Origin of the sequence: Zoogloea sp. (assembly GCF_041911615.1) — a bacterium.
In the GTDB taxonomy this organism is placed as follows: Bacteria; Pseudomonadota; Gammaproteobacteria; order Burkholderiales; family Rhodocyclaceae; genus Zoogloea.
Genome location: NZ_JAYROR010000113.1, coordinates 29,257 through 53,848, shown reverse-complemented (window position 1 = coordinate 53,848; position 24,592 = coordinate 29,257). Strand labels below are relative to the sequence as shown.

Sequence of the window (24,592 nt, the reverse complement as noted above, 5' to 3'; positions counted from 1 at the left end):
GGCGCTCCGCGATCAGCCCTCGACGGGCGGAACCGTCCACCCGGCAGGACCGGCGACCTCGTCGCGCACCCGCACCGCGTTGCCGTCGATGGCGAGACGCCCCTCGACGAACCAGCGCACCGCCTGCGGGTAGATGCGGTGTTCCTGCACCAGCACGCGGGCAGCGAGGCTGGCCTCGTCGTCGCCCGCCAGCACCGGCACCACGGCCTGAATCACGATCGGGCCGCAGTCGAGGGTCGGGGTGACGAAATGCACCGTGGTGCCCGCCACCCGCACGCCGGCTTCCAGCGCGCGCTGGTGGGTGTGCAGGCCGGGAAAGGACGGCAGCAGGCTGGGGTGGATGTTGAGCAGGCGGCCGTTGTAGCGATTGACGAAACCGTCGGTGAGCACGCGCATGAAGCCGGCGAGCACCACCAGGTCGGGCTGGTGGGCGTCGATGGTCTCGGCCAGCGCGGCGTCGAAGGCCTCGCGGCTGGGATAGGCCTTGTGGTCCACCACCTGCGCGGCGATGCCGTGACTGGCGGCGAAGGCCAGGCCGGCGGCGTCGGGGCGGTTGGAAATCACCGCGGCGATCTGCGCGCCGGGGATCTGCGCGCGGACGATGGCTTCCATGTTGCTGCCACGGCCGGAGATCAGGATGACGATCTTTTTCATGGGGAAATCCTCAAGCCGGGGCCTGTGCGCGACGCCCCTTGAGCCAGCCAATCACGATCGGCAGCAGCGAGACGGCGATGATGCCCAGAATCACCGCGGAAAGGTTCTTCTTGACCCACGGCACGTTACCGAAACCGTAGCCCAGCCAGCACAGGGAGAAGATCCAGATGAAGCCGCCCATGAAGTCGAGTGCCACGAAGCGGGCGTAGGTCATGCGCGCCACACCGGCGACGAATGGCGCAAAGGTGCGCAGCAGCGGCAGGAAGCGGGCGATGATGATGGTCTTGCCGCCGTGGGACTCGAAGTAGGCGTGGGTCTTGTCGAAGGCCGCGCGATTGAAGAAGCGGGAGTTCTCCCAGCGGAACACCTTGGGGCCGATGGTGTGGCCGATCCAGTAGTTGGTGTTGTCGCCGAGCACCGCGGCACCGAGCAGCACCGCGCACAGCACCCAGATGTCCATGCCGCCGGTGGCGGCCAGGGCACCGGCGACGAAGAGTAGCGAGTCGCCCGGCAGGAAGGGGAAGACCACCAGCCCCGTCTCGCAGAAGATGATGAGGAACAGGATCGCGTAGATCCAGGTGCCGTACTGGGCCGTGAGGGCCGCGAGGTGTACGTCCAGGTGCAGGACGATGTCGATGAAGGTGCTGAGGAGTTCCATTGCGGCAGCGCAAAAAATTTGAAGGTCGCCCATCATACCGGACCCGCCGGCTCGCAGCCGGCCGCCCGGACAGCCGGTTGCGGCAGATGCCACTGACGGCGGCACTTCGATGACGACGCGCTATTTCACACCCCGTTTCGGGCAGGCGCTGGCGTGCGCCGGCGCCTGGAGCCCGCGGGTCAGCCGAGGGCCTTGCCGACGATCTCGGCCACGTCGGCCGACAAGCCCGGCGTACCGGCCACCCTGGCAAGGGCGGCTCGGATACGGCCCTGGATGTCGGGCGTGAACTTGGCCCAGCCTTCGAGCGCCCGGGCCATGCGCGAGGCGACCTGCGGGTTGTTGCGGTCGAGGGCGATCACCTGTTCGGCCCAGAAGGCATAGCCGGCGCCGTCGGGCCGGTGGAACTCGGCGGCGTTGCTCTTGAAATAGCCGCCCAGCAGCGAATACACCTTGTTGGGGTTGGACAGGCTGAAGGCCGGGTTGTCCATCAGGGCGCGCACCTGGTCGAGTGTGGCGGGCGCGGCGTCGGACCAGCGCCAGGCGGTGGCCTGGAGCATGAACCACTTGTCGAGCACCAGCGCATCATCCTTGTAGCGGTCATGGAAGGCGGCGAGCGCGTCGGTGCGCTGGGGGGCGTCGCTCTGCACCAGCGCGGCGAGGGCGCCGTAGCGCTCGGTCATGTTGCCGGCGTGGGCGAACTGCTTGACGGCCAGATCGATGGCGGTGGCGCCGCCCCAGGCGGTGAGATAGCGCAGGCACAGGTTGCGCAGGCTGCGCTTGCCGGCGTCGGCCGGGTGGTAGCGGTACTCGCCTTCGACTTCCAGATCGAGGTAGCGGCCGATGAAATCGGCCTGCATGGCCTGGCCGAGCTCGCGCATCAGGTGAATCAGGGCGGCGCGCAGGGGTGCCGGATCGGCCGGTTTCATGCGTTCGAGCAGGTAGGCCTCGGACGGCAGCGCGAGGGTCTCGGCGACAAAGGCCGGGTCGAGCGCTTCATTGACGAGCAGCGCGCGGAAGGCGTGGCCAAAGGCCTGGGGCACGTCCATCGGGCGGCCGGCGGCGGCATCGGCGGCCAGGGCCAGCACCACGCGCTCCATGTAGCGCTGGGCGGCGTCCCAGCGGTTGAACGGGTCGGCGTCGAAGGCCATGCGGAAGGCAAGGCGCTCGTCGGGCTCGTCGAGTTCGAGGATCACCGGTGCCGAGTAGCCGCGCAGCAGCGAGGGCACCGGCTCGGCCGCGAGGCCGATGAAACGCCAGCTGCGGCTGGCTTCCTTGAGGTTGAGCACGCGGGTGGTGTCGCCGGCGTTGGCCTCGCCTTCAAGGCGCAGGGGCAGGTCGGCGCCATCGGGCCCGATCAGGCCCACGGCCACCGGGATGTGCAGGGGCCGCTTTTCCAGCTGGCCGGGGGTGGGCGGCGTGGACTGGCTGAGGGTGAGCGTGTAGCTGCCGGTGGTGGCATCCCAGGCGCCTTCGGCCTTGAGGCGCGGGGTGCCGGCCTGGCTGTACCAGCGCATGAAGAGGTCGAGATCGGCCCCGTTGGCTTCGGCCATGCAGCCCACGAAGTCGTCGCAGGTCACGGCCTGGCCGTCGTGGTACGAGAAGTACAGGTCCATGCCATTGCGGAAGCCTTCGCGCCCGAGCAGGGTGAGGAGCATCCGGATCACCTCGGCGCCCTTCTGGTACACCGTGGCGGTGTAGAAGTTGTTGATTTCCTGGTAGCTGTCGGGGCGGATCGGGTGGGCCATGGGGCCCGCGTCTTCGGGGAACTGGCCCCCGCGCAGCACGCGCACGTTGGCGATACGCGTCACGGCCCGCGCCGACTCGGCTGCGGCGGGCGAATCGGCGGCCCGCGCCATCATGTCGGCGGTGAACTGCTGGTCGCGGAAGACGGTGAGGCCTTCCTTCAGGGTGAGCTGGAACCAGTCGCGGCAGGTGACGCGGTTGCCCGTCCAGTTGTGGAAGTATTCGTGGGCGACGACGCTCTCGACATTTTCGAAGTCCAGGTCGGTGCCGGTGTCCGGGTTGGCCAGCACGTACTTGGTGTTGAAGATGTTGAGACCCTTGTTCTCCATCGCGCCCATGTTGAAATCGGACACGGCGACGATCATGAAACGGTCGAGATCCAGCTCGAGGCCGAACACCTCCTCGTCCCAGCGCAGCGAATGCACCAGCGAATCCATCGCGTGACCGACGCGGTCGAGATCCCGCGCCTCGACCCACACCTGCAGGAGCACCTCGCGGCCGCTCATCGTCTCGACCTTGCGCTCCAGGACCTGCAGATCCGCCGCCACCAGCGCGAACAGGTAGGACGGCTTGGGGAAGGGGTCTTCCCAGCGGGCAAAGTGGCGGCCACCCGGCAAGGTGCCGGTTTCGAGCAGGTTGCCGTTGGAGAGCAGCACCGGGCAGGTGGCGGCGTCGGCCTCCAGGCGCACGGTGTAGCGGGCCATCACGTCGGGACGGTCAGGGAAGTAGGTGATGCGGCGGAAGCCCTCGGCCTCGCACTGGGTGAAGAACCCGCCACGGGACTGGTACAGCCCGGACAGCGTGAGGTTGGCCGACGGGTTGATGCGGGTGACGACGGTGAGCACCACCGCGTCGGCATCCACGTCCACCTCGAGCCCGGAAGCCGTCTCACGCACCTGCCCGACCGCCGGCGCGGTGCCGTCGATGGTGATCGACACCAGTTCGAGGTTGTCGCCGAACAGCACGATGGGCCCCGCAGCCACCTCCGGATTGCGCACGCACGCAAGACGGCTGGTGACGACGGTGGCCTGGGGGTCGAGCTGGAAGTCGAGATCGACGGTTTCGACGCCATAGGCAAGCGGCTGGTAGGCGGAGCGGAGGATGGGGGTGCCGGAGGGCATGGGGATCCTTGGGTGTCAGCGAAGCGAAGCTGGGATTTTAGCCGAAGCGGCATCCCCTGCCCTGCGCCTGCTACAGATCCTAACTGACGAGCTTCCTAAATCTGAAAATGGAGTGGGTATGGCAGCGTGACTACGTCAACCATGCCGAAGCCATGCGCGACGTCTTCGCATACATCGTCGGCTTCTGCAACAGTGTGCGGCTGTACTCGAAACTGGGCTATCTGCCGCACACAGCCTATGAGCGAGACATAGCCGAAAAAACACCCTACTGGGGCATCCGAAAATACTCGGCCAGTCGAGAATTCGAAGGTGAGGTTGCGTTGGCGTATGGGAAGCTAAAGACCTCAATTCCAGAATTAATGCTAAAAATTAAAGGCTGCCTATTCAAATTTTCTTTTTACAGGAAAAAAACGTTTGTCTAGCACACGCCATATATCACCTATTGAAGCACGCCGCAACCGTTGAATCTCTTTCCGTTTTCTCCACATATTCGGCACCCCCAAAAAGGCATCTCGCTTAGCTCGCAGAATCACGCCCCCCTGACCACGCAGGGCAAACCACAGAACGCTTATAAAATTTAACACCACATGCAATGGAAGAAATAGCCACAAAAGACAACCGGGCATATTTTTCAGAAACATCCAAACTAGGTTTCGATGCCCGTGATAGACGGAAAAATTACTATTTTTTCCACCCGTAGTACCCGATCCAACGTGATGCACAACTGACTGCGGCACGTACAGACATCGATAACCCGCGAGTCTCAAACGAAAACCCAGATCAACGTCCTCTGCGTAACAAAAAAAATCTTCATCAAAACCATCAACTTCAAACAATGCGCTGCGGCGATACAATGCAGCCGCAGCGCACGGAGAAAATATTTCACGCTCTCTTTCATAGATAGATGACGCGGAAATCCCATGCGCCGTACGCCATATCAAACCGCTGACGTGACAGACATCGCCAGCCCCATCCAACACGTCAGAATTGGCGGCACTGACTAACTTACTGCCAAAGACATCGAACTCAGAATTTTTCAATGCAGATGAAAGCAAGCACTCGAGCCAACGGCGATCAGCAAACGCATCTGGATTAATGAGCGCAATCCACTCCGACTCCGCAGAAACTTGCCTTATTGCAAGATTATTGCCTTTGGCAAATCCTGTATTCCAGCCCATCTCTATTAACCGAACGCTGGGAAAGCGGCGCGCGATTTCACGCGATCTATCAGAACTCGAATTATCCAGCAGAATAATTTCATTTGGCTTCACCGTCTGAGCTAACAAAGCCGAAAGACAGCGCTCGAGAAATTTCTCACCATTCCAGTTTACAATGACAACTGACACAGCAGGATAAGCTTTAAGCTGCAGACCGACCAAACTACACCTCGCGATGACTTAAACCAATACTTCAATTCATCGTGTCAAACTTAGCTGAGAGCTCCCTCCAAAATACTCGTCTCCCAGCAAGTCAGACTATATCGAACCCTACACATCAGTGTCAGGTCACAAGAAAAAAAGCACTCACGAGCGATCTGACTTTTGAATCAGAGCGAGCATGGCTTCATGAGCAGCCTCCCAACTCCAGCACTTAACTGTTTCGAAACCAGCTAAGATTAAACGTTCTTTTAGTTCCGAGTCGGTCAAAAGCCTCAGCACAGCTTCCCGCGCGGCCGCAACATCTCCCTGCGCAACCTTAAGTACGTTTACCTCGTCGACAGCGTATTCTATGCCACCGTCCACCTCCCCCAGGACCACGGCGCACCCGCAAGCCATCGCCTCCAAGGGCGGATAAGCGAAGCTCTCGACGCGGCTCATTTTAAGCAACACATCGCAAGAGGAGTAGATTCGTCGCATCTCAGCCTGTTTGACGGCCTCAAAAAAACGATCGTAACGCCAGCCGCTTTCCGGCTTGCCATCAGTGCTAACAATCCATAACTCGCAGTCCAGTCCACACACAGCCGCATATGCATCAGCCATGCCTTTGAACGGCACTGAAATCGGACCTTCAATCAGAACCCGTAACCGTTGAGATGGCTTTTCTTCTAGCGGATCACCTGGATAAAAAAGTTCTCTATCCAATCCATTAGGAACATATACCGCTGACTTTCCAAACTCATTGCGCAACATGTCGACAAGCCATCTTGCAATAACCACGTACTCATAGTCCATCCGATACGTTTCGGCGACTTTTTCTTTAACGGAGTCAGACTCATAAAATAGCCGCTCATCCGACTGAACAAAATAAAGCTTACGTCGCGCCGGAATCTTATCAAGCCAAGAAACGGTTTCCCAAAATGTCGCAAAAAGAAGATCTATATTATCTAAACCACAGCTTTGCATTTCATCCATTCGATACACACGTATCGCAGGATTACCGTACCACAATATATCACCATAACCACCGAGGTCGATCACGAACGCATCATGCCCTGCTTCCATTAGAAGACTTATATGCTTAAGAACAACAGCTGCACCACCAGAAATACCCAAACCCGCAAGAATAAAGCCAATTTTCTTTGGAATAGGGCCAGGAAGTCGATATTCTTCACGAAGCAAACTCTCCCAGTGAGAGTCGTTTCCTTTGAAGTTAATCTCATTGTTGCCAGCATGTAGTCGCAGATCAGTCAATACATGCGGAACGGATTTAAATACCGCACCGTAGTAGGCAAGCCGAACCCATAATTCATGATCCTCACGATATTGCATGCGAGGCTTGAGAAAGCCCGCTTGCAACAATATCTCTCGCCTGACCATAACAGTACTCTGACAAGGCACACAGATCTTTTCTAACATTGCCAAGTCACAATCAGGACTATGTACCTCTTGACCCTGAACTAGTCCGTCAATCTCTCGAGTCCCATCTAACTGAGCCCGCCAAGCTCCGTAAACCACGTCCGCTTTACCCGCCTCAAGAATTGGCAGGCACACTTCTAGTCGATCCGGAGTTGCAACATCATCACTATCAAGAAAAGCGATATATCGACCACGCGCTTCGAGAATGCCTTTATTCCGTCCTCGTACAGCATTCCCTGAACTGGTCGGATAGTTGAATATTCTCACGCGAGGATCAGCGCGAAACTCTTCAACGACCGCAAGGGTTTCAGGCGGAGATCCATCTGTCACCAAAATAACTTCAAAAACTTGCTGAGACTGATTGAGGGCAGACTCGATCGCCGTGCGCAGAACATCAGTCCTATCGTAGATAGGGATTACAAAAGACACGAGCAAAAAATTCTTGCTCTGCGTGGCAGTCTCCAAATCTGCTGAAAAACGCTCAACCTGCCTTGCTGCCAACTTGCGCTGCCAAGTTCGATCCAAAAAACCGATAGTCCGACGAAAAAATCCTGATATACCTTCTTGACGAACGACAAAGATAGAATGCTCCAATAAAACACGGGAGCGTGCTTTTAAAACTCGCCAATTGATTATTAATTTTCTTAAAGGCAATGTAATTTTCCAACTTGAAGACATCAAAACATTCGTAAGCTCAACACGTGACCTACTTAAAGCTTCCTCACGCTCAACTAAAGCATGATTGAGGCTAGCGATCTGACCTTCGAGCTCTACCAAGGCATCGTTGAGGCCGGCGGTCTGGGCGTCACGCTCTGCCAAAGCGTCGTTAAGACACGCAATTTGAGCATCACGCTCTCCCAATGCCTCGTTAAGGCCGGCAGTCTGGGCGTCACGCTCTGCCAAAGCGTCGTTAAGGCACGCAATTTGACCATCGCGCCCCGATAACGCATATTGAATATTCGAAATAATTTGGCGCTGAATTAGAAACAAACTCGACTCGCGCGACAATACCTGACGTTCTGTTTCTGACAAAGATATCGAAAAAGGGTATTCGCTCGCAACATCAAGAAGGCCTATCAAATTCTTTGTAAGATCAAATTTAATTTTTGCCAGATCACGCAAAGCCTCTCGCTGGTCTAGAATATCTATAAAACCTGAAAACAGCTCACTGCATATATGCTCACAAGATAATCTCCGGTTAGAACAACGACCTGAAAAATTCTTAGCCAGCGCCGGCTCGAATTTTTGAAGGGTGATCCACCCCGGACCACCGTAGTGATCATAACAAAAAACAGGCACCCCTAAAGCCAAACAATACTGGACAGTCTTGCCGATAGTGATTACCACGCTGTATTTAGACAAAATACTAGGAGTAACCCTCAGGTGCTCTCCTTGAACTCCAATTAAGTCAACCCGAACCTCTTTGCTCTTTAAAATCGGGATCAAATCAATTATTTCTCTTGGAGGATGATTTGAAACAATCGCGACAGATTTTATTTCTCTTTCAAAATATTTCGAATAAGCATCGAAGAATTTACTTGGCGCGGAGTTCGGAAAGACATCTACCCGATCGTTAAATTTCGGATAGCGAGTCTCAAAATGAGAAAGGTTTTCCTCTGAATTAACTGTGTACCGTGAAAAATAAACAGAGGGCAGCGGAGGAGTTTCAATTGGCTCAAAGTGCGAAAGAGACGAAAAAATACCAACCCTGGCGAAAACGGCCTCTTTTATGAATAAGTGATAAGCTGTAACGTAATGACTAACCCAGACCAGATCAAACTGCTCACCTGAAATCCTTGAAGCCGAAAGATCTATACAATCAATTCCTAAATGTTTTATCTCACTCTCGATGACCTTGCCGACCTCGAGTGCAGCCAATTTTACTTGTACGCCGAGATCCCGCAGCGCCTCTGCAATTTCAATAGACGCAATTTCCGCACCAGCAAAATCAACCAAACGAGAACAAGCAACCAATGCAGTTTTTGGGATATATTTTTTTTTCATTTCAATAAATCTTCACTGCATTATCAAACAGAAGATCTCCCCATTCAAACAACGGGCGACCGAAATCAGACTTCGAATGAAGAGCTTTACCTTTTCTCTCCGCCCATTTCTTTCCATAAGAATCAGAAGGGAAATGGTTGACATAATATTCGCATGTTGCTTCCCAGTGTTCGTAAGACAAGCTCTTTCCGTAGTGTTGACACAAGAACCTGTTCTCCCCCCTCCCTTGAACAACAGGCTCCCTCGCATCTAATCCAGTAAAATGAACTAATTCGCTGTTCTTCCAAAGCACTAATATATCTCTACGCTCTGGACCAAAAAAACGCCGAAAATTTTTTAATGGCGTCTTGCCCAAGTAAGGATGATCATCTCCTTCCGTCATATAAGCGTCAAACAATTTAATTCGAATATAGTCTGGCTTGTCTTTAATTGGTTCCGTTACAAACCGTCTAATCGATCCAACATAACGCTCATCTGCATCGCAACAGATACACCAATTAAAATTTGCATTCTTTCGAGCTTCTTGCAAAAGTAGTCCACGATGCCGCGTTTCTGACAGCAAACGATCGCCAACCCCTGACATCCAAAAATCATTCTGTATGATATGGACCACTTTTTCGTGAGATTTAAGTATTTCTCGCGTTCTATCTGTGCTCGCGTCGTCATATGCAAAAATAAGGTCCGCGAAATCAGAAATATGATTCAATGTATCATTGAGAATTAGCTCTTCATTCCTCACACGAAGCAGCGCAACCAGAGGAACCGGGTTAATTAAATTGACTCTACTTCCCGGACGAACCCAAATGCTTTCATTTTTATCCAGGCACCAATCTTCCCTATCAAATCCATTCATGTTCACACCTTAACAAGCCGTCAACCTTTGCAAGACCACGTGAGGTTCGCTCCATCTCGACATAAAACATCAAGCATGAATCTAATCTATCGTAAGAAAACATCGCATGCTCGTCTGAAACGGATATGGTTATGTAGTACTCACCTGGTGCAAAATGATTATCACGAATCAAAAGCGTCAGATTTTCTTTTTCCTCAGAAAGAAATATATCATCTCGCAACGTATTTAATATTGTTACGACATTACCCTTTAAGTCATAAACAATGATTCCAACCCCGTATATATCAGGCGCTTTTTTGAATCTAAGGGCAATTTCAATTCGTATATCTTCTCCCATGCGATAAGATTTCTTATCAGACCGAATCGCCAAAACGCTAATAGTCCGATCTGGGGCACTAGAAGTGGCTACCGGCACAACCTCACCGGTTTGGCTAGTTGATATGAAACGGGACTCTCGACGTATTTCATCTTCCATTTCGCGTTGATATTCATCACAGACTGCAAGGCGCTCGCCAATCGCACGCATCCGACCAGCGTTAAGCCAAACCGCGCGATCACAAAAATTTCTCACCGCCGAAGGCGAGTGGGAAACAAATAGGATTGACGTACCAGAATCTCGAATTCGTTTCATTCGAGTAAAAGACTTTTCTTGAAAAGCCATATCGCCAACACTGAGCGCTTCATCGACAACCAACACATCAGGATCAACCTGAACAGCCACAGAAAACGCAAGTCGCGCAACCATTCCACTAGAATAATTTTTAATGGGCTGATTCATGAAGTGGCCGATATCAGCAAACGCTGCAATCTCGTCAAATCGGTTGTCAATTTCCTCCCTAGAAAGCCCAAGAACTGCTGCATTCATGTATACATTTTCGCGTCCAGTAAACTCTGGGTTAAAACCGGAGCCGAGCTCTAACAATGCAGCAATACGACCGTGAGTCTCAACCATTCCATTGGTCGGGGTTAATGTTCCACATATCATTTGCAGTAGGGTTGATTTGCCACTACCATTGCGGCCAATTACACCAACGGTTTCTCCCCTCTTCACTTGAAAAGAAACGTCTTTGAGTGCCCAGAATTCGTGAAAATATCGTACAGGGGGTTTCCCTATCAACCTTTTCACTCGGGGAAAAATAAATTGCTTGAGTCGGTCGCGAGGGTTTTCGTAAACCTGATAACACTTTCCCAGGCTCTCAACGCGAATCGCTATGTCGTTAGAGGACATCCGCAAATCCCTTCCTTGTTTTTTGGAAGCAAAAATAGCCACTCCATGCAACTAATATAGCCAAAAGCCCATACAAACTCAAACCCTGTACATCTGGCACGCGCCCCCAAATTAACACTTCTCGTGCTTGGTCAATTATGAAGGTAAGGGGATTAGCCATAAGCCACGGACGGAACTTCTCCGGAACAGCGGTCACCGGATAAAAGACAGGAGAGAGGAATGTCAATATAGTTGTGAATATAGCGACGGTTTGTCCGACATCACGTAAAAACACGCCTAATGATGCCAATATCCAGGCTATACCAAGGATCACCATGACCAGTGGGGTTAGTATGAGCGGAATAAAAATCGCAGTCCAATATAAATAGCCATTGAATGCGGAAAACGCTACTAGCAAAACGCAGAGACTGATTGAGCAGTGAAACAATGCAGCCCCGGTGCTGACAACGGGTAAAATCTCCAGCGGGAACACTACTTTTTTAACATAATTGACATTGGAAAGGATCAATCCAGGAGCACGGTTGACCACTTCATTAAACAGGTTCAGTACGACCATACCGACAAATAACACTATGGCAAATTGCGTCGTACTGTCGCCGCCCTCCCAACGTGACTTAAAAATTTCAGAAAAAACAAAAGTATAAACAGAAAGCATAAAAAGGGGGTTAAATAAAGACCAAGCCATTCCCATGACTGAGCCCTTATAGCGACCAATGACCTCGCGCTTGGTCATTTGCGCGATTAAATCTCGATTGCGCCAAAGGCTCCGACCTAGTCCAATCAGAGATACAGTGTGAGCTGAATGTGGATTTATTGCTTTTTTTGAAAAAGACATAAGACGAACTATTCAATACCGTATGAATGTAGTAGCCCATAACAAGGCGCTAAAAAAGTCAGCGTTCATCGCCGCTATTTTCCTACCCGAACAATCAATTTCTAGTGAGCGGATCACGCCAACAGCGATGTCGTTTCGAGACGTTTATTCCTTTGCCAAACTTACCTCCATTGCGCAGCAATCCCACCGCTGCCACTCCAAAATTTCTGCACGAATTGCAGACACGGAATAATTTCCTCTAATCTGTGGGACGGTGCCATCAAATCGCCCAGCCGAATCAGGTTATAGGCGAAAAATTCAGCAGCACCTCTAAGCGAATGCGATCCAGCTCGCGCAACATTACGTACGAGCACCTCGAATAACCCGCCGTTTTCAGCAAATCGCACCCTACACGATAATCCTGGCCGAATCCGGCTCAATATCTGCGGCAAATCACCGCCATCGCTGGCCGTCTCGTCCCGTTTTGGCCTCGAATCGCCTCGGGTAGCGGCGATTCGGCCCCTCTTGGGCGTCAGAAGGCTTCGATTCCGGCCTTCTGGAAATAAGGCAGCCGCTTCAGGTTGTAGCAGGCCGCCATCATCGTCAGCGCAAAGTTCGCCCGCGCCTGGCCGATGGTACGAAGCAGCTTGCCGCCCATCTGGTCGATGGCTCCGAACACATGCTCGACCCGGCCCGCGTCCTGACGATGCGCTTGTTGCGCCGCTGCTGGCAGTCGGACAGCGGCTTGTTGCGATGACCGTTCCGCTGGATCTGGTTGCGGAAGCCGTTTTCCCTCAGCCAGGCTTCGCGCCCCGCAGACGGATAGCCTCGGTCGGCATACACATCCCGGCTCGTGTTGGCCGTATCGAGAACATTATCGAAGTGCTGGCTGTCGTGCGTGCTGGCCGTGTCGGTCTCGATCTTGCGGATGATTTTGTACTTCTGGTCGACGTTGATGGACAGCTTGTAGCCGAAGTGGCTTTTACCGTGCTTCTTGGTCCAGGTGGCATCAAGGTCCTTCTGGCGCCGCTTCGCGGGCTTCCAGCCGGCCGGCATCGCGTCTTGCTCGATGAGCGCCTTCTCGCCCCGGCTGGTGTGCTGCCTGGGCGCCGGCACCAGGGTCGCGTCGATGATCTGACCACCGCGGGCGATGAAGCCCTTTTTGAGCAGCTGCGCCGAGACACCATCGAACAGCGCCTTCGCACTCGCTTCGCCGATGCGGTTCTCGAAGGTCCAGACCGTGATGCGATCAGAGATGTTCATTGCACTCTCCAGCCCGCAGAAGCGCTTGTAGCTCATGCGGACGAGAGCTGGTATTCCATCTGCTCGTCCGACAGGTTGTGCAGCCGCTTCAAGACCAGGAGGCGCACCATCGTCTCGGTCGGATACGGCGGGCGGCCACCCTACGGGCTGACCGGCTGGGGCGCGATGCGATCGACCTCGGTCGCCAATGCCACGAAGTCGATGTATGACTCGATCTCGGCAAGCGAAACACCAAAGGAGTCGATCTTTTTGCGGTGAAGTTCGTCGGCGAACAGGTCGGTCTTGATGGCGCTATGCGGTTTCATCGGGGTAGATGGCTACGGGGCTCAAGACAAAAGGATTTTACCAAGTGGCGGGTGGGGTGAGGTTTTTCGAGGCGCCCGCCCCCCTTTTCACCCTCCCCACAACTCCCTCCCTCCCCATCACCTCCACCACCCCATCGATCGCCGGCGTCTGCGTCTGCCCCAGCAGCAGCACCCGCAGCGGGATCGCCACCTGCGGCATCTTCATCCCGTGCTCCGCGCAGGTCTCCTTGATCGCCGCCGAGATCGCAGCCTTCTCCCACGTCACAACCTCAAGCTTGCCGCGCAAGGTAGCCAATGCCGCACGCGCCGCATCGGTGAGGTGCTGCGCAACCAGCTCCGGCGCCGGATGCAGGTCGATGTAGAAAGCCTCGGCGGCGTCGGCGAGTTCGTTGAGCGTGGCAACGCGGTCCTTGTAGAGCCCGATGATCGCCTCCAGCGACGGACCGGTCTCGGGGTCGACGCCGCGGCGGGCGAGTCGGCGCGAGACATCGGCCGCCAGGGCCGCATTGTCGCTCTGCTTGATGTAATGGGCGTTAAGCCAGTTGAGCTTTTCGGTGTTGAACTGGGCCGCAGAGGGGGTGATGTGGTCGAGGTCGAACCACTCCACCAGCTGCTCGCGGCTGAAGATCTCGTCGTCGCCATGGCTCCAGCCGAGGCGGGCCAGGTAGTTGATGACGGCTTCGGGCAGGTAGCCGTCGTCGTCGTACTGGGTGACGCTCACCGCGCCGTGGCGCTTGGAGAGCTTCTGGCCGTCGTCGCCGAGGATCATCGACAGGTGGGCGTATTGCGGCACTTCGGCGCCGAGGGCCTTCAGGATGTTGATCTGGCGCGGGGTGTTGTTCACGTGGTCGTCGCCGCGGATGACCTGGGTGATACCCATGTCCCAGTCGTCTACACACACGCAGAAATTGTAGGTGGGCGTGCCGTCGGCGCGGGCGATGATGAGGTCGTCCATCTCGGCGTTGCTGATCTCGATGCGGCCCTTGACGAGGTCGTCCCAGGCAACCACGCCATCCGTGGGGTTACGGAAGCGGATCACCGGCGCGACACCGGCCGGCGGCTGGGGCAGCTGCTTGCCCGGCTCGGGGCGCCAGCGGCCGTCGTAGCGGGGCTTCTCGCCGCGGGCGCGCTGGGCCTCACGCAGGGCGTCGAGCTCTTCGGGCGGCATGTAGCAGGGGTAGGCGCTGCCGGCGGCGAGCATTTCCTGGATCACCGCCTTGTAGCGGTCCATGCGCTGCATCTGGTAGAACGGGCCTTCGTCCCAGTTGAGGTCGAGCCAGCTCATGCCGTCGAGGATGGCCTGCACGGCCTCGGGCGTGGAGCGGGCCACGTCGGTGTCCTCGATGCGCAGGATGAACTGGCCGCCGTGGCGCCGCGCGTAGGCCCACGAGAACAGCGCGGTGCGCGCGCCGCCGATGTGGAGGTAACCGGTGGGGCTGGGGGCGAAGCGGGTGCGGACGGTGGAGGCCATGGGTGAATCCGGAAATGCGTAAAACATCACATTTTACGCGAAGCCACCCCACAAAAACAAAAAGCCCGCGGGGGCGGGCTTTCTTCAAGGCAGGCCGGGGCTCAGATAGCCGATTCGTTGGTCTCGCCGGTGCGGATGCGCACGACCTGCTCGACCGGCATCACGAAGATCTTGCCGTCGCCGATCTTGCCGGTGCGGGCGGCCTTGATGATGGCCTCGACGGCCTGGTCGACCACGTCGGTGGCGACGACCACCTCGATCTTCACCTTGGGCAGGAAATCCACCACGTACTCGGCACCGCGGTACAGCTCGGTGTGCCCCTTCTGGCGGCCGAAACCCTTGACTTCGGTGACGGTCAGGCCGGTGATGCCGACTTCGGACAGCGCCTCACGCACTTCGTCGAGCTTGAAGGGCTTGATGACGGCTTCGATTTTCTTCATTGGCGGTCTCCTGGAAACGATGCGGCATTCTAGCCGGAATATCCGGCCCGGCGGATGCCGGGCACCTGTTGTCGGAAAGCCCCGGACGCTCAAGCGTCGCGGTAGCGGGAGGTGATCGGGTAGCGCCAGTCCTTGCCGAAGCCGCGCTGAGTGACGCGTACCCCCGGCGGGGCCTGGCGGCGCTTGTACTCGTTGCGGCGCAGCATCCCGACGGTGCGATAAACGTCGGCCTCAGGGTAGCCTCGGGCGACGATCTCGCGGGGCGACACGTCCTCTTCCATGTAGGCCGCGATGATCGCGTCGAGCACATCGTAGGGCGGCAACGAATCCTGGTCGCACTGGTCGGGCTTGAGCTCGGCCGAGGGCGGGCGGATCAGGATGTTCTCGGGGATCACCTCGCCGCCGGGCTGGGCGTTGCGCCAGGCGCACAGGCGATACACAAACGTCTTGTAGATGTCCTTGATGACCGCGAAACCGCCGGCCATGTCGCCATACAGCGTGGCGTAACCGGTGGCCATCTCGCTCTTGTTGCCGGTGGTGAGCACGATGGCGCCGGTCTTGTTGGAGAGCGCCATGAGGATCATGCCGCGGATGCGCGACTGGAGGTTTTCCTCGGTGGTGTCCTCGGGCAGGCCGGCGAACTGGGGGGCCAGCATCGCGGCGAAGGTGTTCATGGCCGGCTCGATGGCGATCTCGTCGAAGCGCACGCCGAGTCGGCGCACCATCTCGCGGGAATCGTCCAGGCTCATTCGGGCGGTGTAGGGCGAGGGCATCATCACGGCGCGCACCTTGTCGGCGCCCAGGGCGTCGACCGCGATGGCGAGGGTGAGCGCCGAGTCGACGCCGCCGGAGAGACCGATCAGCGCGCCGGGAAAGCCGTTCTTGCCCAGGTAGTCGCGCACGCCGAGGACCAGCGCGTCGTACACGTCGGCCTCGACGGGGCGCGCGGCGGGCACGCTGCGTTCCTGCCACGCGCCGTCCGCGAAGTGCAGCAGCGCGAGTTCTTCGGTGAAGCTCGCCCCCTGCCAGGCCAGGCTGCCGTCGGCGTCGAGGGCGAAGGAGCCACCGTCGAAGACCAGCTCGTCCTGCCCGCCCACCAGGTTGCAGTAGGCCACCGGCAGGCCGGTATCGGCCACGCGCTCGCGCAGCACCTCGTAGCGCAGCGGCTGCTTGTTCATGTGGAAGGGGGAGGCGTTGAGCACCAGCAACAGCTCGGCGCCGGCCTCGCGGGCCACCTCGGCGGCACCGGATTCCCACACGTCGGCGCAGATGTTGACGCCCACCCGCACGCCCTTGAGTTCGAACACGCAGGCATCGGTGCCCGGCTCGAAGTAGCGCTCCTCGTCGAAGACTTCGTAGTTGGGCAGGCGGTGCTTGAAGTAGTTGGCGGCGATGCGCCCGTCCTGGATCACCGCGGCGGCGTTGTAGCGCCCACCGCCCTGGGCCGAGGGGTAGCCCACCAGCACCGTGATGCCGTGCACCTGGGCCGCCAGCGCGGCCAGCTCACGGGCGCAGGCGTCGAGGAAGGCCGGGCGCAGCAGCAGGTCTTCGGGGGGATAACCGCACAGGGCGAGTTCGGGAGTCAGCACCACGTCGGCGCCCGCGGCCTTCGCGCGGGTCACCGCATCCAGAATCCGGCGCGCATTGCCGGAGATGTCGCCCACGACGGAATTGATCTGGGCGACAGCGACGCAGAGAGGGGTTTTCATGGGGCGACATGATACCGCAGCGCGGCCCCCGCCCTCCCCTGCCCGCTACGCGGCGATGCCGCCGAGGTAGAGATCGTGGATGTCGCCGCGGGCATCGAGCTCGGCGGCGGAGCCGTCCGCCACCACGCGGCCGCTCTCCAGCACGTAGGCGTGGTGGGCGTGGCGCAGGGCGACGCGGGCATTCTGCTCGGCGAGCAGGAAGCTGACCCCTTCGACGCGGTTGAGCTGAGCGACGATCTCGAAGATCTCGTCCACGATCAAGGGCGCGAGGCCCATCGAGGGCTCGTCGAGCAACACCAGACGCGGTCGGGCCATCAGCGCCCGGCCGATGGCGACCATCTGCTGCTCGCCGCCCGAGGAGTAGCCGGCGAGGCTCTTGCGGCGCGCCTTGAGGCGCGGAAAGTAGTGATAGATCTGCTCAAGGCCGGCCTTGAGCGCCTGCCGGCCCGGCTTGCCGACAAAGCCGCCGGTGAGCAGGTTCTCCTCGACGCTGAGGTGGGCGAAGCAGTGGCGCCCTTCGAGCACCTGCACGAGCCCGCCGCGCACCAGTGCGTCGGGCGCGGCGTGGGTGATGTCGGCGCCCTGGTAGCGGATGCGCCCGGCCGTCACCGCCCCGCGCTCGGCGCGGACGAGGCTGGAGATAGCCTTGAGGGTGGAGCTCTTGCCGGCGCCGTTGGCACCGAGCAGGGCCACCACCTGGCCGGCGCCCACCTCGAGGGAGACCCCGTGCACCGCCAGGATCACCTGTTCATAAACGACTTCAATGGATTCGAGCTGCAGGATCGGGCTGGCCGACATGGCGCCTCCGCGTGGTTGGGACGACTGCAATGCACCCGCCGGGCAGACGCCCGGCAGGCAGGGTTGGAACAGGATGGGATCAGGCGGCGACCGCTTCGTCGGCGTGGGTCGCGGCGGCCCTGCCCTGCTCGCGCTTGACCCGCTCGATGTCCCGGTAGCGGGCGGCCGGGTGGCTGTCGGGCAGGCGCGGCCCTTCGCCGAAGAGCTTCTCGCGCAGGGTGCCGGGCTTGTAGGCGGTGGGATAGACGCCGCGACGCTGCAGCTCGGGCACCAGATGGGTGACCACGTCCTCGAAGGTTTCATGGGCCAGCGCGTAGGCCAGATTGAAGCCGTCCACGTCGGTCTCGTCGGCCCACTTTTGCAGGATGTCGGCCACCGTCCCCGGCGAACCCACGAACACCGGCCCCAGCCCGCCGATGCCGCCCCAGCGGGCGAGTTCGTCGATGGTCCATTCCTTCTCGCCGCTGGCGAGGTGATCGACCACCGACACGATGGCGTTGGTCTCGACCTTCTTCACCGGATCGGTCGGCGCGTAGCGGCCGAAGTCGATGCCGCTCCAGCCGGACATCAGCACCAGGGCGCCGTCGTAGGAGACGTGGCGCTTGTAATCCTCGAACTTGGCGCGGGCCTTCTCGTCGGTCTCGTCGACGATGACGGTGACGAGCGTGTAGACCAGCACCTTGGCCGGGTCGCGCCCCGCCGCCGCGGCCTGGGCGCGCACGTCGGCCACGTACTGCTTGAGCGTGGCCGGGCTGGGGGTGGCGACGAACACGCACTCGGCGTGCTGCGCCGCGAAGGCCCTGCCGGCCCCCGACGCGCCGGCCTGGAACAGCACCGGCGTGCGCTGGGGCGAGGGCTCGCAGAGGTGGTAGCCGGGCACCTCGAAGTACTTGCCCTTGTGGCCGATCTTGTGGACCTTCTCGGGGCGGGCGAACACGCCGCGCTCCTTGTCGCGCACCACGGCGCCGTCCTCCCAGCTGCCTTCGAGCAGCTTGTAGAGCACCTCGGTGTATTCGGCGGCCACCTCGTAGCGATTGTCGTGGCGGCGCAGACCGCCCTCGCCCACGTTCTTCGCGCCGCTTTCCAGATAGGACGTGACGATGTTCCAGCCCACCCGGCCCTTGGTGTGGTGGTCAGCCGTCGAGAGCCGCCGGGCGAAGGTGTAGGGGTGCTCGAAGGACGTGGAGGCGGTGATGCCGATGCCCAGGTGCTCGGTGACCATCGCGATGGGCGCCGCCAGCTGCAGCGGGTCGTTCACCGGAATCTGCACCCCCTGGTGCAGCGCGTGGTGGTTGCTGCCCTTGTAGACGTCGTAGTAGCCCACCACGTCGGCGATGAAGATGGCGTCGAAGATGCCTTTCTCGAGGGTCTTGGCCAGGTCGGTCCAGTACTCCAGATCCTTGTACTGCCAGGACCGGTCGCGCGGGTGGGACCACAGCCCCGGCGACTGGTGGCCGACGCAGTTCATCTCGAACGCGTTGAAGCGGATTGGCTTGCTCATGGTTTCGGTTCCGTGTCGTTGGCGGCGCGCTCAGTTCCAGGGGTGGCGCGGCGGGTCGATCTCGTTGAGGTAGTAGTTGCCCACGTGGAAGTATTTCCAGCGCACCGGGTCGTGCAGGGTGTGGGCGCGGGCGTTGCGCCAGTGGCGGTCGAGGTTGTGGGCGGCCAGGGTGGCGCGGGTGCCGGCCAGCTCGAACAGCCGGTTGGCGGCCTCGATGGCGATCTCGGTGGTGAGCACCTTCGATTCGGCGGTGGCCACGGTGGCGGCGGCCACCGTCTCGGCGGTGGGGTTGGCCAGCGCCACGTCGATCAGGCGGCCGGCGCGCTCCAGCAAGGCCTCGGCGGCGTGCAGGCGGATCGCCAGGTTGCCGATGGTGGCAATGGTGAAGGGATCTTCGGCGGCGCTGTCCTTGCCGCTGTCGATCCACGGCCGGCTCTTGGTGCGCACGAAGGCGATGGTGTCGTCGAGCGTGCCCTTGGCGATGCCGGCATCGATGGCCGACTGGATGATCTGCGAGATCGGGCCGGCGGCGGTGGGCGCGTCGAAGGCGTCGATCGGGATGACCCGATCCTTCGGCACCCGCACGCCTTCGATGCGTACCGAGCCCGAGGCCGTGGTGCGCTGGCCGAAACTCGACCAGTCGTTGGTCACGGTGAGGCCCGGCGCGTCCCGGTCGGCGAACACCAGGTAGCCCTTGCCGGCGTCGTCCACCGCCACGATGGGCACGATGTGGGCGAGCAGCGCGCCGGTGGTGTAGAACTTCTGGCCGTTCACCTCCACCTCGTCGCCCAGGTCCTTCACCTTGGTCTCGAAGCTGGCCACGTTGCGGCTGTTGAGCTCGGAGAAGGCGTTGCCGAAGCGGTAGCCCTTCAGCACCAGGTCGAAGAAGAAGCGCTTCTGCGCGTCGGTGGCGTCGAGGCCGATGTGGGCCACCAGCACCAGGTGGTTCTGGGTGATCTGAGCGATGCTCGAATCGGCGGCGGCGACGATCTTGATGACCTCCGCCACGGTGGCGTACGAGACGCCCGCGCCGCCGTAGGCCTTGGGCACGTTGATGCCCCACAGGCCGCTGCGCGAGTAGGCGTCCACTTCCACCAGCGGCAGGATGCCTTCGCGGTCGCGCAGGGGCGCCTCGACGATGAATTCGGCGGCGAGGCGGCGGGCCACCTCGATGGCCTCGGCGTCGCTGCGGATCAGGTAGGCCGGCTGGGCCGGACGCGGGCGCGGCGCAAAGGGTTCGGGCGAATTGACGCGGGGGGCGCGGGGACGTTCGGCAACGGCGGTGCTCATGGGGGTTCTCCTGTCGGAATGCGTTGAATTCGGTGGGTCGGTTGCGGGCGGCGCGGCTCAGCGGGCGGCCGGGCTGCCGCCGATCTGCCAGACGTAGGGCGGCTCGGTGCCGTTGATGGCCCAGTCGCCAACGACCTTGGCCTTGTAGATCAGCGGGTTGTGGGTGGCGGCGGTGCGGGCGTTGCGCCAGTGGCGGTCGAGCGCCTTGGTTTCGCTGACGCCCGAGGCGCCCAGGGCGTTGAACAGGTTGGAGCTGGCGCGCAGCACCAGATCGGCGACCACCACCTGGGCCTTGGCGGATTCGATCTCGGCGTCGATGTTGGCCTGGCGCTCCACCGCCTCGTCGCCGCCAAAGCGCGCCACGTAGGCCCGCTGGGCCGGCTCGGCGGCACGCACGGCGGTGGCTTCGGCGGCGTAGGCCAGCGCCGAGATCTCGCCGACGACCTGCTGGATCTGCACGTCGTCGCGCACCAGCGGCGCGTTGCCGTGGCTGAAGATGCGCTTGCGCTCACGCACGTGGTGGGCGATGTCGCGCTCCACCGCCCGGGCCGTGCCCGCCAGCACCGCCAGCAGCACCAGCTGGTAAAGGGCGGTCTGGTATTTGAAGCGGGTGGCGAAGTCGATGACGTTCTCCGGCTCGACGATGGCGTCGACGAATTCCGACGTGCCGCTGCCGGTGGTGCGCTGACCGAAGCCGTCCCAGTCGTCCTGCTGGCGCACGCCGGGCTGGTGGGTATTCACCGCGGCGATCACGTCGGCACCGGTGTCGCTGCGGCGGGCGAACACGTCGATCCAGTCGGCGAAGATGCTGCCGGTGCTGTAGTACTTGTGGCCGTTCAGGCGCCAGCCGGCGCCGTCGGGCGTGACCCGGGTGATCACGTCGCCGATCTTCACGTCGCCCACCTCGGTCCAGGCGTTGCCCACCAGATCGCCGTCCACGAAGCGCTTGAACCAGCGATCGCGATCCGGGCCCGGCTGGGCGTTGAGGCGGTCCTCGACAAACGCGAAATGGCCGCGCAGGGCTTGCGGAATGTTGGAGTCGGCCTCGGCCAGCTCGATCAGCAGGCGCACCAGCTGCGGCAGCGAGGCGCCGGCGCCGCCCGCCTCCACCGGCACGCGCACCGCGCCGAAGCCGGCCTTCTTGAGCCATTCGATGGCTTCGTGGGGCAGCGTGCGGTTGCGCTCGCGCTCGAGGGCGCCTTCGGCGATCCGCGCGAAGATCGGCCGGAAGCGATTGGCCAGCTGTTCGTAATCGGTGCCGGCGGAAAGACTGGAGAAATTATCCCTGTGGGTCATGGCATCACCTGATGAATTGTTTTCCGAATAGTGCGTTTAATTCGACGAATTCATTTTCAATCGAAATCCAGCCAACGCAAATACGGATTTCTTTTATCGATTGCAGCAATCGAGAATAGGATTCGAGAATTGGATTCCTGCCAGAAATGGACGTGCGAATGCCACCGGCCGACGAAAACCGCCGGCCGGTGGCACGAATGAAAACGCCGCTCAGACTTCCTTCGCGCAATCCCGCGGGGTGATGCCCTTCTCCTTGGCGTATTTGCGTGCCGAGGCTTCGATGATCGGGCGCAGCAGCGCGCGGTCGGCCTGCACCCAGTCGCTCACCAGCTTCCATTGCTGGCCGTCCCATTGCTGGAAGCGCACCGCACCGCCGCCTTCGTGGTCGGCGCACGACAGCTTGAGGGGCTGCACCAGGCCCAGGGCGCCGAGTTCCTTCAGGCGCTTGTCGTCGAGGCGGATGTTCTCGAAGCCCCAGCGCACCTGCTCGCCGGTCAGCGGCTTGTTGCCGAACCTGGCCTGGGCGATGCGCACCGCCTCCACGTTGAGGATGCCATTCACCACCCCCAGGTTGTAATACACGGTGCCGAAGCGCTTGGGATCGGCGAGGTTGCCCTTGCCGGCATCCACCACCGTCTTCTTGATGCCCTGAAGCACCGGGAAGGCGGTGCCCGACGGGTGGGTGGTGATCGACACGAAGCCCTTGGCGGCGGCACCGGCGGGCGCGGCGTCGTCCTCGGAATTGCTCCAGATGTTGCCGATGATGCGATCGACCGGATAACCGAGCTTCTGGGCGGTCTTCAGCGCCACCGGATTCATCACGCCCCAGCCGCGCAGGATCACGTAATCGGGCTTGATGCGGCGGATGTTGATCCATTGCGACTGCTGGTCGTTGCCCGGGTGCGGCACTTCGAGCAGGGTCAATTCGAAACCGTATTTGGCGGCCAGCTTTTCGAGCACCTCGTTGGTTTCCTTGCCGTAGGGCGAACCGTGATACAGGGTGACGATCTTGCGGCCCTTCAATTTATCCACGCCGCCCAGCTGCTGGCCGATGTAATTGACGATGGCCGACACTTCGGAATACGGATTCAATTGCAGCGGAAAGGCGTACGGAAATACGCTGCCGTCGGTGGAGTCGGTGCGGCCGTGGTTGATGGTGATGAGCGGAATCTTGTCGGCGGTGGAGCGATCCAGCGTGGCGTAGGCGATGCCCACCGACAGCGGATTGGTGGCGGCGGCCGGCGCGCCGTTGAGGCCTTTCTTGAGGCGCTCGTAGCATTCGACACCCTTCTCGACGACGTATTCGGTCTCGCATTCGCTCCAGGTGAGCTTGACGCCATTCACGCCGCCGTTGGCATTGACGTATTGCAGGTAGTCGATGAACCCGCCGAAGAAGCCGGTGCCGCCGGCGGCGTAGGGCCCGATGCGGTAGCTCTGCAGCGGAAAGTATTGCTCGGCGGCGTGGGCGCCGAGGCTGAAGGCGGCGAGACCGGCCGCCAGGGCCAGGGGTTTGAGGGTGTGCTTGAAGGACATGCGTGGGCTCCGGGAAAAATGGATTGAGTCGAATGAAAGGCGGGGAAATCAGTAGCGCAGCGGCCAGCGCCGGGCACGGGCGCGGAAGTGCTGCCACAGGCGGGCCAGCCCCTCCGGTTCGCGGATCAGGAAGACGATGATCAGGGCGCCGAAAATCATCTTCTGGATGTTCTCGAGCTGGCCCGGATCGATGAGCCCGCCGGGCAGCAGGCCGGCGAGGTTGGAGAGCAGCAGCGGAAACAGCACGATGAAGGCCGCCCCGAGGAAGTTGCCGAGGATGCTGCCCAGGCCGCCGATGATGATGATGAACAGCACCTGGAACGAACGCGCCAGGTCGAAGCCGTGGGGTTCCACGGTGCCCAGGTAGGCGAAGGCCCACAGCGACCCCGCCACGCCCAGGTAGAAGCCGCTGATCGCGAAGGCCAGCAGCTTGGTGCGCGCCAGCGGAATGCCGATCACCGCGGCGGCGGTGTCCATGTCGCGCACCGCCATCCAGTTGCGGCCCAGCTCGCTGTGCACGATGTTGCGGGCGAGCCAGGCGAGCGCCGTGACGATGCCGAGGGTGAGGAGATAGCGCCCGGCCGGCGTGCTGAAGTCGGCCCCCAGGATGGTGAGCGGCGGCGCGCTGATGACCCCGGAGGCGTTGAAGTTGGAGAACCAGCCGAACTTCACCAGCACCCACGGCACCAGGAACTGTGCCGCCAGGGTCGCGACGATCAGGTAGAAGCCCTTGATGCGCAGGCTCGGCAGGCCGAACAGCGCCGACAGCACGGCCGCCACCAGCCCGCCGAGGGCGAAGCTGGCGAGCAGCGGCATTCCCTCGATGCGTAGCTGGAAGTTGTAGGCCGCGAACGCCCCCGCCGCCATGAAGGCCGCCGCGCCGAGGGACAGCTGCCCGGCGTAGCCGGTGAGCAGGTTGAGCCCCAGCCCGGCCAGCGACAGCACCAGGAAGGGAATCAGGATCGCGCTGAACCAGTAGTCGTTGCCCACCTGGGGCACCGCGAAGAAGGCCACCGCGAGCAGCACGGCGAGGCCGATGCGGTCCTGGCGCAGACGGAAGATGCGACGGTCGGCCGCGTAGCGGGTGGCGAACTGGCCGGCTTCGAGATAGAGCAT

The 24,592-nt window shown here is 60.1% G+C and carries 17 protein-coding genes and 1 pseudogene; all 18 read right to left on the bottom strand.

Annotated elements, in window-relative coordinates:
• Positions 1-12: 12 nt before the first annotated feature.
• Entirely contained in the window at positions 13-654 is a 642-nt protein-coding gene (gene purN, locus ACE3P2_RS14535; RefSeq protein ID WP_374265689.1) for a phosphoribosylglycinamide formyltransferase, read from the bottom strand.
• A gap of 10 nt (positions 655-664) precedes the next feature.
• Positions 665-1,312, bottom strand: a complete 648-nt coding sequence (locus tag ACE3P2_RS14530) for a DedA family protein (protein ID WP_374265687.1) — start codon at positions 1,310-1,312, stop codon at positions 665-667.
• A 179-nt stretch (positions 1,313-1,491) separates the two neighbouring features.
• Positions 1,492-4,176 carry an aminopeptidase N gene (gene pepN / locus ACE3P2_RS14525; protein ID WP_374265685.1) on the bottom strand — a complete coding sequence of 895 codons (2,685 nt, stop codon included), beginning with the start codon at positions 4,174-4,176 and terminating at the stop codon, positions 1,492-1,494.
• A gap of 380 nt (positions 4,177-4,556) precedes the next feature.
• Positions 4,557-5,555 (bottom strand): glycosyltransferase, encoded by a 999-nt coding sequence (locus ACE3P2_RS14520; protein WP_374265683.1) that lies wholly within the window; start codon positions 5,553-5,555, stop codon positions 4,557-4,559.
• 144 nt (positions 5,556-5,699) lie between these two features.
• Positions 5,700-8,975: a glycosyltransferase gene (locus ACE3P2_RS14515; RefSeq protein WP_374265681.1), complete on the bottom strand. Its 3,276-nt coding sequence runs from the start codon at positions 8,973-8,975 to the stop codon at positions 5,700-5,702.
• Position 8,976: 1 nt separating this feature from the next.
• The gene (locus ACE3P2_RS14510) at positions 8,977-9,828 is read right to left on the bottom strand and encodes a glycosyltransferase family 2 protein (protein WP_374265679.1); all 852 of its coding nucleotides are present in this window, start codon (positions 9,826-9,828) and stop codon (positions 8,977-8,979) included.
• Entirely contained in the window at positions 9,815-11,056 is a 1,242-nt protein-coding gene (locus ACE3P2_RS14505; RefSeq protein WP_374265677.1) for an ABC transporter ATP-binding protein, read from the bottom strand. The genes ACE3P2_RS14510 and ACE3P2_RS14505 overlap by 14 nt, the downstream gene beginning before the upstream one ends.
• Entirely contained in the window at positions 11,046-11,789 is a 744-nt protein-coding gene (locus tag ACE3P2_RS14500) for an ABC transporter permease (RefSeq protein WP_374265675.1), read from the bottom strand. Before ACE3P2_RS14500 ends, ACE3P2_RS14505 begins: the two co-directional genes overlap by 11 nt.
• Before the next feature lie 613 nt (positions 11,790-12,402).
• Positions 12,403-13,438: pseudogene (locus tag ACE3P2_RS14495) on the bottom strand (IS5 family transposase).
• 37 nt (positions 13,439-13,475) lie between these two features.
• Positions 13,476-14,909: a glutamate--tRNA ligase gene (gene gltX / locus ACE3P2_RS14490; protein ID WP_374265673.1), complete on the bottom strand. Its 1,434-nt coding sequence runs from the start codon at positions 14,907-14,909 to the stop codon at positions 13,476-13,478.
• Positions 14,910-15,010: 101 nt separating this feature from the next.
• On the bottom strand, positions 15,011-15,349 hold the full coding sequence (locus ACE3P2_RS14485) for a P-II family nitrogen regulator (RefSeq protein WP_141349134.1): 339 nt from the start codon (positions 15,347-15,349) through the stop codon (positions 15,011-15,013).
• An 89-nt stretch (positions 15,350-15,438) separates the two neighbouring features.
• Positions 15,439-17,058 carry an NAD+ synthase gene (locus ACE3P2_RS14480; protein WP_374265671.1) on the bottom strand — a complete coding sequence of 540 codons (1,620 nt, stop codon included), beginning with the start codon at positions 17,056-17,058 and terminating at the stop codon, positions 15,439-15,441.
• Positions 17,059-17,103: 45 nt separating this feature from the next.
• Positions 17,104-17,856, bottom strand: a complete 753-nt coding sequence (locus ACE3P2_RS14475) for an ABC transporter ATP-binding protein (RefSeq protein ID WP_374265669.1) — start codon at positions 17,854-17,856, stop codon at positions 17,104-17,106.
• A gap of 79 nt (positions 17,857-17,935) precedes the next feature.
• Positions 17,936-19,357: an LLM class flavin-dependent oxidoreductase gene (locus ACE3P2_RS14470; protein ID WP_374265667.1), complete on the bottom strand. Its 1,422-nt coding sequence runs from the start codon at positions 19,355-19,357 to the stop codon at positions 17,936-17,938.
• 30 nt (positions 19,358-19,387) lie between these two features.
• The gene (locus tag ACE3P2_RS14465; protein WP_374265666.1) at positions 19,388-20,647 is read right to left on the bottom strand and encodes an SfnB family sulfur acquisition oxidoreductase; all 1,260 of its coding nucleotides are present in this window, start codon (positions 20,645-20,647) and stop codon (positions 19,388-19,390) included.
• A 57-nt stretch (positions 20,648-20,704) separates the two neighbouring features.
• Complete coding sequence (locus ACE3P2_RS14460) at positions 20,705-21,943, bottom strand: acyl-CoA dehydrogenase family protein (RefSeq protein ID WP_374265664.1); 1,239 nt, start codon at positions 21,941-21,943, stop codon at positions 20,705-20,707.
• A gap of 210 nt (positions 21,944-22,153) precedes the next feature.
• Complete coding sequence (locus ACE3P2_RS14455; RefSeq protein ID WP_374265662.1) at positions 22,154-23,476, bottom strand: ABC transporter substrate-binding protein; 1,323 nt, start codon at positions 23,474-23,476, stop codon at positions 22,154-22,156.
• A gap of 48 nt (positions 23,477-23,524) precedes the next feature.
• Positions 23,525-24,592 (bottom strand): branched-chain amino acid ABC transporter permease, encoded by a 1,068-nt coding sequence (locus ACE3P2_RS14450; protein ID WP_374265660.1) that lies wholly within the window; start codon positions 24,590-24,592, stop codon positions 23,525-23,527.